General features: G+C 58.5%; 11 protein-coding genes. 9 read left to right on the top strand and 2 right to left on the bottom strand.

What is annotated here, in order from left to right; translation table 11 throughout:
- Positions 1–107: 107 nt before the first annotated feature.
- The 9 genes from HB633_RS29040 (at position 108) to HB633_RS29080 (ending at position 10,524) form a co-directional block, all read left to right on the top strand.
- Positions 108–2,117 carry a type IV secretory system conjugative DNA transfer family protein gene (locus HB633_RS29040; RefSeq protein ID WP_213781577.1) on the top strand — a complete coding sequence of 670 codons (2,010 nt, stop codon included), beginning with the start codon at positions 108–110 and terminating at the stop codon, positions 2,115–2,117.
- Positions 2,110–4,230 (top strand): LPD7 domain-containing protein, encoded by a 2,121-nt coding sequence (locus tag HB633_RS29045; RefSeq protein WP_213781578.1) that lies wholly within the window; start codon positions 2,110–2,112, stop codon positions 4,228–4,230. Before HB633_RS29040 ends, HB633_RS29045 begins: the two co-directional genes overlap by 8 nt.
- A gap of 108 nt (positions 4,231–4,338) precedes the next feature.
- Positions 4,339–5,082 (top strand): StbB family protein, encoded by a 744-nt coding sequence (gene stbB / locus HB633_RS29050; protein ID WP_213781579.1) that lies wholly within the window; start codon positions 4,339–4,341, stop codon positions 5,080–5,082.
- Between the two features lie 64 nt (positions 5,083–5,146).
- The gene (locus HB633_RS29055) at positions 5,147–5,518 is read left to right on the top strand and encodes a hypothetical protein (RefSeq protein ID WP_213781580.1); all 372 of its coding nucleotides are present in this window, start codon (positions 5,147–5,149) and stop codon (positions 5,516–5,518) included.
- 12 nt (positions 5,519–5,530) lie between these two features.
- Entirely contained in the window at positions 5,531–5,947 is a 417-nt protein-coding gene (locus HB633_RS29060) for a hypothetical protein (protein WP_213781581.1), read from the top strand.
- Between the two features lie 31 nt (positions 5,948–5,978).
- A complete protein-coding gene (gene ssb / locus HB633_RS29065; RefSeq protein ID WP_213781582.1) occupies positions 5,979–6,416 on the top strand; it encodes a single-stranded DNA-binding protein in 438 nt (145 codons plus the stop codon).
- Positions 6,417–6,615: 199 nt separating this feature from the next.
- Complete coding sequence (locus tag HB633_RS29070; RefSeq protein WP_213781583.1) at positions 6,616–7,182, top strand: PH domain-containing protein; 567 nt, start codon at positions 6,616–6,618, stop codon at positions 7,180–7,182.
- Entirely contained in the window at positions 7,182–7,571 is a 390-nt protein-coding gene (gene mobC, locus HB633_RS29075; RefSeq protein WP_213781584.1) for a plasmid mobilization relaxosome protein MobC, read from the top strand. The genes HB633_RS29070 and mobC overlap by 1 nt, the downstream gene beginning before the upstream one ends.
- Complete coding sequence (locus tag HB633_RS29080; RefSeq protein ID WP_213781585.1) at positions 7,561–10,524, top strand: LPD7 domain-containing protein; 2,964 nt, start codon at positions 7,561–7,563, stop codon at positions 10,522–10,524. The genes mobC and HB633_RS29080 overlap by 11 nt, the downstream gene beginning before the upstream one ends.
- Positions 10,525–11,000: 476 nt before the next feature.
- On the opposite strand, the gene HB633_RS29085 is transcribed toward HB633_RS29080, so the two are convergent.
- Positions 11,001–12,122 (bottom strand): porin, encoded by a 1,122-nt coding sequence (locus HB633_RS29085; RefSeq protein ID WP_213781586.1) that lies wholly within the window; start codon positions 12,120–12,122, stop codon positions 11,001–11,003.
- A 215-nt stretch (positions 12,123–12,337) separates the two neighbouring features.
- Positions 12,338–12,982 (bottom strand): aspartate/glutamate racemase family protein, encoded by a 645-nt coding sequence (locus HB633_RS29090; protein ID WP_213781587.1) that lies wholly within the window; start codon positions 12,980–12,982, stop codon positions 12,338–12,340.
- Positions 12,983–12,984: the final 2 nt, after the last annotated feature.

Below are 12,984 nucleotides of genomic sequence, written 5' to 3' on the forward strand. Positions count from 1 at the left end.
GGCCCTTGTTTCCAATTGACGCTGCGTCCGGGTTGGTCGCAGCCGGTGACTGGACCACTCGGATGTTTAGTCCCGGCGATGCTGTCAGCTGCGTTTAGGTCACGGACATGACGATTCAATCAAAAATCCTCGTGAGCGCACTTGCAGCCGCAGGCCTTGCGGCCGTTGCTGTGGGCGGGCAGTACGCGGGCGCTGCGCTCTTCGCGAAAATGCAGCACTTGCCGTCGTCGGTGGTTGGCATCTTTACGTTGCGCGACTACTGGCATGCCTATGGCGATGTACCTGCCGTCAAGAAAGCGCTGGCCGCATGTACGTTTGTGTCGATGGCCATTCCCGTTGGTGCAATCACGGCTGCTTGCTTTGCTGCGTTCGGTACGGCCAAACGCGAGCTTCATGGCAGTGCGCGGTTCGCGAAGGCGCATGAAATCCGCAAGACCGGATTACTCGATGGCGAAGACGGCAAGCCCGCGCTGATCGTCGGCAAGTATCGAGGCAAATATCTGACTTTTCCGGGCCAGCAATTTGTCATGCTCGCCGCGCCTACGCGATCGGGAAAAGGCGTGGCCGTAGCGATCCCGAATCTCCTCACCTATCCGGATTCGATGGTCGTCCTTGACTTGAAGCTGGAGAACTATAAGTACACGTCCGCCTACCGGCAAAAGTACGGGCAGAAGGTGTTCCTGTGGGCGCCCTTTGCGGAAGACGGCAAGTCGCACGGGTGGAACGTGTTCGACTCGATTGCTGATCGGCCAGAGCATCTTCGCATTGGCGACGTACAGGCGATTGGCCTTAAGTTCTATCCAACCAACGTCGAGGCCAAGACCAAGTTCTGGAATGACCTGGCGCGCAATCTGTTCGTCGGTCTGAGCCTCTATCTCATGGAGACCGCAACCAAAGAGCGCTATTGCACGCTTGGCGAGATCTTCCGTCAGTCGTCCGGCATGGGAAAGCCGATCAAGGAGCACATCACGCAGCTGCGGGCCACCAAAGGTTTGTCTGAGGCGTGCACCGGTGCATTGAACCGTTTCCTGGCGTCCGGCGACGAGGTGCTGTCTTCGATCCTGTCAACCTTCAATGCGCCGCTGCTGATTTTTGATAACCCGATCGTCGACGCCGCGACCAGCCATTCGTCGTTCGATATCAACGAGGTGCGCTGTCAGCGCATGACGATTTACATCGGTATTCAGCCGAATCGGCTCGAGGACGCAGCGCTCCTCGTGAACCTGTTCTTCTCGCAGTTGATCGATCTGAACACATCGGTGCTGCCCGAGCACGACGCGTCGCTCAAATATCAATGCACGCTAGTCCTTGACGAGTTCACGGCCATTGGCCGAGTGAACATCATCGATACGTCGAATGCCTTCATTGCGGGCTATGACCTGCGCTTGCTGACCATTATCCAGGCAGTGTCCCAGATGGAACGGCCGTCCTTGTATGGCAAGGAAGGCACGCGCACGCTCGTCGTGAACCACGGGGCCAAGGTGGTTTATCCGCCTAAGGATCACCAGGAAGCGAAGGATCTGTCTGACGCACTGGGCTATTTCACCGAGACGTCGGTCTCGAAAAGCAGGACGCCCGGAAAGCCGCGCGGTGAGAACCATTCGGATCAGAAGCGCGCGCTGATGATGCCGCAAGAGCTTGAAGAGATGGGACAGGACGAAGAAATCCTGCTCGGCTTTGGCAAACCGATTCGCTGCAAGAAAGCGTTCTATTACAACGATCCGGTGTTTGTGGACCGACTCAAGGAAATGAGCCCGTCGTTAAGTGCGTTGGGCGAGGAACTGCCGACTGAGGCGCAGCTCAAGCAAGCCGCTGGCGCAAACGAGCTCTGCACGAGCGATGTGCCAGTTATTGATCCGATCAAATGGCAGGCAAAGCGTCGGGCCGCGACCGCAGTACGGCGTGAGGACGGAACGCGCGTCGCGCGGGCGACGGATCTCGTTGCGATGCGGGATGCTGATGTGTCGGTCGCGCTCGCGGCCGCGCTCGCTGAAGGCGTGTATGCCGACTTGCTGGAACTGACCGGCAAGCGATTCAACTTTGCGAACACCCCGAGCCAGGCCGACGCGCCTGATGACATCCGTTCGCCTATTCAAGAGGAAATGACCCATGGCTGAAACCCCCAAAAACGATCCCGTCGATCCCGTTGATTCGTCGAGTCAAGGTAACGGCGCCTTTAAGGACGTTCCCACAACGCCCGAGACGCCCGAGATGGCCGCAGTCAGGATTGCTCGCGAGGCGTTCTTTGCGCGTGCTCGGGACGGTCATGCGGCGCCGGATGCTGCTTCGATGGAAGCGCCGTATGTCGCTGCAGAAGCGGCTGCGGCTGCGCCATCGCGTCCGGCGGGACCGAATCGTGAAAGCGCCGGCGGAACTTCAGGCGATATCTCATTGGCCGTCACCTCCCCTGCCGATCGGATCGCGTCTCGCCATAGCGGCGAGGGCTTGTTGGCAGTCGGGGTGCTGTCGGACCTGGGAGGCGAGCGAGCCTATCGCGTCTGGGCCACAGCGGACTCGGAGGATTTAAAGGCAATCACTGATCCTCAGGCGCGCGACACCGCGTTCGAAACGATTGTCGACAACATCCGGATGCCGGAGTACCGCGAGGCACTATCGCTCGTCGATTATGGTCTCGAGCGAGAAGCGCTGCGGGCGCTGAACGCACGCGGCGAAGCTCGGGTCGATGGACCGACACCGGCGATAAACGACGCGGCAGAGTCACCCTTGACGGATGAGCCCACCAGTGAAACCCCAACGCTTGATGAGCGGGTAGCTCCCGTTACACCGGCGGAAGAGAATGCGATTGAAGCGATACAGACACCCAAGCGCGAGGTGCCAACGGATCAGGTCACGGATGCCGAGAAGCGCCGCGAAGCCGAAGAGAAGGTCCCACGCCGCAATGCCGGTGCGCGTCTGCTGGACGCTTTCACTCGATCTCTTGTCGGCCGTGAGCGCGGGGGCAGCGAAAACGAAATTTCGTCACCGGCGGTCATGACAAAGGACGGCTACGCCGTGCCTGAGGCCATCGCGTCCCGCTACGTCGTGCGCGATGGCGATTTCTGGCGCTTTGATGAGAAGGATCCAGGCAACGCCGATAAGCATGAGCCGAAGTTCACCGACAAAGGCCCGCGCCTGGCAACACGTGAAGACGATCGCGGCACGGCAGCAGACATGGTTACCGTTGCGCAAGCGAAGGGCTGGCAACAGGTCACGCTCAAGGGCAGCGAAGCTTTTCGCCGCAACGCTTGGGTGGAAACTCAGCTTGCGGGAATCAAAACACAAGGATATGAGCCGAAAGAGGTAGACCGCGCGTTGCTCGAAGCGGCACGTCGCGAGCGCGACTCCTTGACCATCACCGCGGGTAGACACTCCCCTGAGGCCTCGCGGCCACTCTCCGCTTCCACGCCTGCGCAGGCATCCAAGCAGGTGCATGAGCGCTCAGCGAGCTCCGATATGGCCGCGCCCGGCGTACGCACACCCACTGCTGCAGTTGTGCGAGCAGTTCCGATTGCGTCTGCCACGCCGGCTACGTCGCAGGGTGTTTCAGCGTCGGGCGAGCAGGTTATTTCTAAACCCCATCCTGCACCGGCGGAGCTCACGCAAAACATACTCTTGGAGCATGGCGCCGCGCCGTACAAAAACAACAAGGACAACGCCGATAGCTACTTCGTCTCGTACAGGGAATCCGACGGCGCCACCAAAACGGTATGGGGCAAAGATCTGGAACGCGCGATCCGGGATTCGGGCGTGCAGCCGGGCGACGCACTCACGCTTGAAAACCTCGGCTCTCGCCCGGTCACCGTCAATCGATCCATCAAAGATGCTGAAGGCAAGGTGGTCGGAGTCGAGCAAATCGACACCCGCTTGAACGTCTGGGAGATCCACAAGCAGGAAAAGCAAGCTCCAGGCGCTCAGGATTCGACTTCTGCTGCGATGAGTGTTGCGGGAATACGTGAGCAGGTTGAGAAGGCACTCGCCGGGCAGCCCGATAACGTCGTGCGTGAGGTGATGGATCGCTTGGCCGAGCGTCTTCAGGCCGGAATTGCAGTGCAGACGGAGCATCAAAAGGTAGCTTCGCGCGCACAGGATCTGAAGCCGGCGATCGTTACGCGCTTGGCGCAAGTCGATATTGACCGCGAAGCCCGGCAAGCCATCGCGCAAGCGCCGAAATCACAGCGCAACCCCGAGCGCGAAGTTGCCAAACAGAGCGCACCGAGCGTCGCGCGCTAAGCCATGTCGTGCCGCGCCACACCAAGCCGTTTGCGGGCATGCACTCATAGCGCGCGCTTACGAGGCCTACCCATGGTGCCTGTGTCGAACTTAATATAAGGAACCTTTATGAATATCGCTGTCATCAATTTTTCGGGCAACGTTGGCAAGAGCACGATCGCGCGGCATCTCCTCGCACCGCGCATTCGCGATGCCAAGCTTATCGCCATCGAATCAATCAATGCTGACGATGGCGCACAGGAGACTGACGAAAAGCTGCGCGGCCGGCAGTTCTCAGAGCTGCAATCGCGTTTATTGTCGGGCGATAACGTGGTAATCGACGTCGGCGCTTCCAATGTCGAGTCCTTCGTCGCCTTGATGAGTGAATTCGACGGCTCACATGACGATTTCGATTTGTTCGTGGTGCCCGTTGTCAGCGCGGAAAAACAGCAACGCGACACTGTCGCTACCCTCCTGAATCTTGCGGATATGGGTATCAGCCCGGAACGCATAGTTGTAATTTTTAATCAAGTCGATCGGGTGCTCGGATTTCAGGAAAACCAATTTGGTTCGATTTTTGGCTTCTATGATCGGTACCGTTCGTTCCGCCTAGATCGCGACGCAGTTCTCTATCAGAGCGACGTCTACAAATACGCCGCTGACGCTGGCCGCAGCATGCACGACGTGCTAACGGATCCGACTGACTACAAATCTGCAATTGCAAAGACACCGGCCGGCACCGAGAAAAACCGGCTTGTTGCGCTGTTAGGTCTTCGTCGCTTGGCCTCACGTGTGAACGCCGAGCTCGACGCGGTATTTGAGGCAATCGTTCGTCCGGCCGTGGCGGTGGTTGCTGATGCGCGCGATGAGTGAGACCGGCGAGCCGAACGCTCGCGTACGTCGAGATCCGCTATCGCCGCACGTTCGCGATGAAGTTATGGCGGAGATATTAGGTGACGTTCATACGCTGCACAAGTCGGTGAGCGATCTTGCGGCAATCATCCAGACATCCGACGAACGCTTGAGCGGCCGTATCGCTGAGCTTCTTAAGGCGTCACGTGAGTTCGCTAATGCGCGCGAGGGCGCAATCGCCGAGCTGTCTGCCCAAGCAAGCATCGCTACCCAACGGCGTATTGCGGACTCACTCGGGGGGACGCTCGCCAAAGTGGACCTCACGCTCGCCTCGATTGGCGGGACTGTGCGCGAAAGCACTACTCGCCGGCTCATCGAGCTATTTGCGGTCGCACTCGCAAGTGCGGCGCTTGCCGGGGCGGCGACCCTCGCAGGCGTCTGGGCGTTGATCCATTAAGACCAAACGGCAATGACATTCAAATTTGACGCGACACGGGAGGGATTCGAGTTCGACGAGCAGGCGCTCTCCGGTCACGCGTGGTCAATCGCACAGCGCGCCACAATCGCAACGCTCCAGGCGTTTTACAGAGAAATTGAGACGTGGCCCGCAGATGCGGTGGGCGTGGCCTGGGAAGCGTACTCATCGGATATCCATGCGAGCCGCTGGGCGGACATGGCGCGAGCGGGAGACGGATGGTTCCTGACGTACCTCTACATACGGCAATTGCGCCCGGACCTTGATTTCTGGACGTTTCCCTTAAATCGCAAGCAGTTCAGCGCATATGCCAAATCGAAGCCCTGGACGTCCCACGATCCATTACCACAGTGGGCCAATCCGGATTCCGTAGTACCGCGTGAAAAAGACATTTCCCTCACACAAAAGTAGTTTTACATACCTGTTCAACAAGGAGTAAATCATGGTGAATCGAGTGACGCTAACTGGCCACCTGGGCGCCGACCCGGACGTGAAGGATTTGAGCGCAGGTGTCGTGGCCAACTGTCGGCTTGCGACAACTGATTATTACAAAGACCGGGCGACCGGCAACCTCAAAGAGGCGACAGAGTGGCATCGTCTCGTTTTCTTTGGGCGACATGCAGAGATCGCGCGGGACTTTCTCGCCAAAGGTTCGCGCATCTATATAGATGGTCGTCTTCGCACCCGCAAGTGGACGAGCAATGGCTTGGATCGCTATACAACAGAAGTCGTGGTCGAAGCGCTTGAGATGATCGGCGCGCCTCGCGGCTACGCACAACCCGAAGGCAACCCTGATGCCGGCGCTCCGCCGCAAGCCGGTGATGATGAGTGGATGCGTGCATACGATGAAGCGGAGGCCTCGCAAGTGCCATCAAAATGAAAAATCGACATCATAGCGTTGGTGCAGTGGCCGCATGTGTAGCAATCCCGATCACTGCGCTCGCGCAAGGTGTTTCAAGCTGCGTCTGGGATCGCCTTGCGCTCTCGACGCAATCCCTTGATTACTGACTAAACCACTGGAATCCAGGCGCGGATTGTCAGGCATCGAAAACGCCGATTAAAAAATTAGAACCTGACAGATGATCGATAGAACCGAAAAGGTTGCTGCCTCAAAGGTTCGCGCCGTTGCGAACCCTTCATCTACAGATCAGCCCGTCGTGGTCCAGTTTCATGGCTCGCCAAGCTGGGCCATTAATCTGCCATTCTATTTGAAGTGCACATTGGCCCTGATCGTGGGTTTGGGAATCGTATGGAGGTTCGCAGCGTGGTCCACGCTCGTTCCGCTTTTTACGATGATCGCGGGAACTGTTGGAATAGCGATCGCTGTTGGGATGCGTGCGGCCAGCACAGCGCAAACACAGATCGTGATTGATACCGTTCGCATGACCATGCGGTACGGCATTGTAAGTCGGCGTGTGGCGAGCGTTGAGTTGTACCGGGTACAGAACGTCGAGTGCCTGAGCCGTTGGTGGGAGCGGCTGCTGGGTTTCGGCACGCTCATTGTCGAAAGCAGTGATGTGAATCATCCGCGATGGACATTGCGCGGCATACCGGATGTGGAGGCACTGCGCGAATGGATGAACCTCGCTGCAATCGCGCGGCGCGATGCCAAGGGAATTCGCGAAGTGAATATGGGGAGGGTCTGATGCCAGAAGAAAAACTTTCTGCTTCCAGACGTGGCCGACCGGCCAAGGAATCGAAGTTCGATAAGCCGATCGCCTTTAGGTTAGCGCGCGCTGACCGCGAAGCATTCCTTGAGAAGGTCCGCCAATCGGGCCTTACGCAGGCCGCATTCTTCCGCGAATGTGTGTTGACCAACAGGACCCGTGTCGTCGCTCGCCAGACGACGAACGTCGACCGTAAGCGCGTGACGTTTGTCGTAAACAAAGCGGGCAACAACCTTAATCAGATCGCACACGTCTTGAATGCAGCCCGTTTGGATAACAGTGCGACAGAAAGCACCTATCTCGCCGCGTTGGACGCGTTGGAAAGTATCGAATTGCTCTTGAAGGCACACCTCCAAAATGTTGCTTAGAGCGAAAGGACGGCACGACGGTGTAAAGGAATACCTCGAGAAAGGCCGCAAGCTCGGGCGCGATCTGGAGCGCGACGAGCTGGACGAGCGTGTGATCCTTGCGGGCGACCTGGAACTCACGAATTCGATCATCCAGTCCATCGACGTCGCGCCCCACGTCGATCGGTATTTGTCGATCACGATGAGTTTTAAGGAAGATTCAGTGAGCCGCGAACCGCTCGAGGCGATCACGGAGGATTTTCGGAAGTTTGTTGGCGTCGCGTATCTTCCCGAAGAATTCAATTTCTACGCGGAAGCGCACCTTCCAAAGGTTAAGAGCTACCTCGATGATGCCGGCAAGTTGGTCGAACGCAAGCCGCACATTCATATCGTGATTCCAAAGCTTAATTTGATCTCGGGCGGCCACCTTGAGCCGCTTGGCTTCTACAAATCGAACATCCAGTTTATCGAGGCGTTTCAGGAACACGTGAACGCAAAGTACGGTTTAGCTAGTCCCAAGGACCATCGGCGTGCGGGGTTCACCAGTGAGTCTGAAATGATCAGTCGGTACAAGGGCGATCTTTTTAAGCCAGCAAGTCGCGATATCAAAGAGACAGTGCTGAATGCCCTGCTTGATCGGAAGATCGAGCGCTATGACGCTTTTTTGGCGCTGCTGGCCGAGCATGGCGAGGCACGGCTTCGTAACGGAGGGCGTGACAACGAATACGCAAACTTAAAGCCGCACGATGCGCCCAAGGGCGTAAACCTCAAGGAGCAGGTATTTTCGCGCGCGTTCGTCGAACTGCCCACGCGGGAAAAACTGCTCCAGCTCTCGGCCGACGTTTCCGTGACCTATGACGCGGTCGGCAAGCCTCGCGAGACGCACGCACGCTATCTCGACGCTTTGGCGCAATGGGAGCAAACCCGGGCGCTCGAAGTGAAGTACCTGAATAACGGCAACACCAAAAGCTTCCCCGCGTACCAAGCCGCATCCCTCAACGAACGTATAGCCGAGCTTCATGCACGACGCGACGCTTTCTATTTAAAACACTTAGAGAACCATCATGAGTCAGGATCAGCACGACCATCAATCGGACACTCAGGCACCTCGCGAAACGGGGCATCTAGAGGAGACACACCAGACAACGCGAGAGGGCTCGGAGAGGCCGGCGCCAGAGACGGACGTGTTCGCGGCGATGGACGACTACATGAATTCGACAATCGAGCCGGAGTTGGGTCACGAGTCGATGCTTGGCTCGATCCCCGGTTCGGTAGCCGATTCCAACCCGGGTTCCATCCCGGGCTCGAACCCCGATACCCACGCGGACCCGGGCAAGGAAGCCAAGGCGGCCTCCCGCCCGATGCCGGGCGCGACATCCCAAGCGGACCCGGCGGCGCTGCTTCCGAACGCCGGCAGCATGGCGCTCTCCCAGATTCCCAAAGAGCGCCGTCCCCGGCCGGCAACAGTATGCGAGGTATGTCCGGCGTCCCTGTGGACCGCTTCGCCCCACGACGTGCAGTGCTGGTGCCGAATCATGCACTTCACGAGCTGGAGCACGAACGCGCCGTATCACCGGATAGCGTGCGACGGAATCGCCATCGCGAGCGAGCAGGCATAAGTGCGACCGGCCGTCGTGCCGACAGCGTACTTTCGCAGCGCATGCACGACGAGCGCGAACGCCGCGAGCAGCGTTCCTTCGGCGACGAGTATTCGGTGATTCGTGCGCACCTGGATCCGTGTCGATTGCTCGCCGAGCTCTCGCACTCCCATGGCGTGCAGCCAGAGAAATACGCGATCGCGATTGGCCGCGATGGCGCGAGCCGGATCCGCGCCGGCGCACGGCACTTAAATGTCTCTGATTTTTTGACCAAGGAACTGCATCTACCTTGGCGCGACGCATCCGCAATCCTCCGTAGTTCGTATCAGCGCCAGATCTCGGGCGCTGCCCTCCCCGTGTCCCGCGAGCTTCCCCGCGCCGAACTCTGGCGTGAGTACACGACCGAGCGTGACGCTCTAAGGAGCACGCGCCAGGACGCAGTGGCAACGCAGCAGATAAGCGAACGATCGCGACGCGCTGACATCAAGCAAACGTTCATTGTCGCTCGCGACATGGCACGCGCTCATCCCGGGCTGCGCCCGTCAGGCCAGCGCGCCTTGGTGTCGATCGCGCGAATGACGAAAGCCGACGCGGAGCAGACCCTTCGTGCTCAAATCCTCCTCGAGCGCCATGCATTGAAAGCCAAATACGGTCAGGGGCACGGCGCGTCGTTCGGCGAATTCTTGCAGGCACGCGCGCAAGCCGGCGACGCCCGCGCCCTGGTTGAGTTGCGCAGGATGCGGCCGACGACACCGGACGAGCCGAAACCCGAAGAGAACTGGATCATGCCGGCTGACTCCGAGCCATTGAACTTGAGACGAAATGCGGATGCAGCAGACGACAAACCCCGCGAAGTCGGCGAAGCGGATTCGAGCAAATCGGGCTTCGGCAACCAGATCATCTATCGGGTACCGCAGCTGAGCTATGAAGTGCATCGAGATGGGAATGTGACCTACCGGCACGATGGACGCAGCGTTGTCCGCGATCACGGTCGCGCGGTACGTGTGCTCCAAACGGATCGTACCGCGATTGAAGCAGCGCTGCGCCTCGCGCAAGCCAAATTTGGCCCCGTGCTTAGGCTGCAAGGCCCGGCGCGCATGCAACGGGAAGCCGCAATTGTCGCGGCTGAAGCGGGCTTGTACGTCGAGTTCTCGGAGAGATCTCTTAACGACATTATGCAAGCCCGACGGGTCGAGCTGATAGCCGATCGTGCGACAGCGGTCGAGACACGAGCCCAAGATTGTTCACGCTTGCGCGCTACTCCGCCTCGACCGACGCCTGGCAAGCCAATCCCTGCGGTTCGTCCTCTGTCCGGGCCCGCGCCCATTTTGGAATCCGACCGAGAGCTTCCGGATCCGTCCGCACCTACTATTTGACTGCGTGGGCGATGAGTTGAGCGTAGGTCGTTGAACGACATTGGACGGTTTTAGATCGAGAAGTGTCGGATTCCAGCTCCATTCGAGTGGGCAATCAATGCTAGCCTGAGCTTCGCTCAGGTTCTGCGCCCCTCGGCCAGGATCTTTAGGCCTCGCGCAAGCGGGGCTTTTTTGGGTCTACCGAGATAGTCGAGCCATGCGCCGTTCGACCGGAGATTCGTTTCTTTTTGGCGTGGTGCGCGTCTACGTGGACGTATACGGCCTATTTTGCGCCGCTTGCCACCGGCTCTTTTCGGCCACAAGCGGTCATTCGAGGCTACCGGACAGATTGTCGTCAATTGTGTTTGCGCGCCAGTTTTGCGGCGACGAAACGATGATGTTCCCGTCGCCGCGACCATCGATACTCTCGCCGCATAAACGGAAGCACCACCGAAGCTAAAGCAGGTCCGAAGATGTGCTTGCCGCCAGCACCGGCCTTAGAATTTAACGCGAAGGCCAGCGTGCAGCGCCAACTGTCCATGATTGCTTGATTGCGCGCCGACCACTGCGCTGTCGATGTCTGCATAGGCACCGCCCGCCGCCCGCTGATACGTTGCCTGCGCCGCGATATCCGTGCGCTTGGACAACGCATAGCTTGCAACGACGTCGACCTGGTGATATTTCGGTTCCTGCCCGCTGTAGTTCACCTTCCCATTGACGAAGTTGTAGCCTCCGCCCACCAGTAACGCAGGCGTGATGTTGTATTGCATCCAGGCTTCGTAGCTGTCGAACCAGACTGAACTGGTCGTTCCGTTTGCCTGATCAAAGCGGGTATTTGTGAAGTTCAGGCCAAGAGTCGCCGCGCCCAGCTTGTACGTCCCGCCTACGCCTGCGATCTGCTCGCTCGCGGGCTGGCCGACGTACCCAAACACACCGGCATTTGTCGAATGGTTTGCTACAAAATTGCCATCGGTGAACTGCGTGCCAGGATTTTTCGCCAAAAAGTACGCCGCAGCGATATATAGATTGCCGTTGATGTAACTCGCACCCGCAGCGGTCGTGCTGTTGCGCCCGAAAGAACCAGCGACTCCGCCGAACGCATACATCGCACTGAAGGTCAGGCCGGCATACGTCGGGCTTTTGTACTTGACCGAGTTGTTGACGCGAAATGCGTCGTTGGTATTGTCGATATCGTTGGCATGCGATGCATAGGCGCCCCAGTTTTGCAAGTTAAGCGTCGCCGGCCCAATATAGTCGACAATCAGATCGTACTGACGACCAGCTGTGACGGTACCCCATGTATCCGGTGACGAGAGGCCCACGTAAGCCTGGCGCCCAAATAGCAGTCCACCTTGCCCCAGCGCACCATTGAACGAGTTGAAGCCGTTTTCAAGGCGGAATATGGATTTAAGCCCACCGCCGAGGTCTTCAGTGCCCAGCAAACCCCATCGGCTTCCGATATCTGCACCGCTAGCTGCCTTTAGGAGTGATTTTCCGCCCGCGTTGTTGACGAAAGTAAATCCGTTATCGATCGCTCCGTACAACGTTACGCTGCTCTGCGCAAAGCTGACACCGGGAATGAAGACGCTGACAGCAAGTGCATAAATAGCCTTTTTCATGATTCACCTTTTATTTGACGATGTGCGATCGAACCCGGTCAGCTATCCGTTTAACGAGGGCTATTCGTTCCTGAACGGGTTTATGAAGAATTAAATTGAGTGGTCATTACTACGTATGCCGAACTAACAGGTGTTCGCCAGTCCAGCTGGAAGGCACGCGCCAAACCACCGGCGATGCATTTCCGCCTCGGGTCGTACCGCTGGTTGCTAGATATCTACAGCAGGCGCATCAACTGCCGGGTGGCAGCGGGCACAGGCGCGATGATGGGTACGGAAAAACGGCCAGTCAGCGCCGATGCCGCCTGACCCAACGGGCCGCCGCCAATGATCACCGCCTCTGCGCCATCAATAGCGATTGACTGCTCGATCGCGACGGCCAGCGCTTCGATCAGTTTCTGTGGATCGTTCGCCAGTTCTCGCGGGTTTCCCAGCGTCAGTCGAATGCCGGTGTACTGATCGCTTAGTTGAAGACTGAATGCACGTTGGTCAATAGGCGTAACGAGGTCCGGTGTCACGGTCGCCACGCCAAAACGACGTCCTTCCTCCGATGCTTCGAGCATGGCCGCTTCGCACAGGCCGACGATGGGCACGTCCGTCATCGCTCGCAACTGGCCGAGCCCAGGGTCGCCGAACGCACTCACGATCATCCCCGCCGGCTGCTCGCGCTGACGCTGCCAGCACGCGACGACCTCCTGCGCCGCAGCGTCCAGTTCCGCCTCGGTCGTGATCATCGGGACGCCGGACTCAGCGGTGACCCCGATCACGACCATGTACTCCGGCACATACGACCGGGCGATATCCACCATCATCGCGGTGGTATCGACCGATGTGTTTGGGTTCAACAAGAGAATGTGGGTCATGT

The sequence above is a fragment of the Caballeronia sp. dw_276 genome (genome assembly GCF_018449635.1).
GTDB lineage: Bacteria > Pseudomonadota > Gammaproteobacteria > Burkholderiales > Burkholderiaceae > Caballeronia.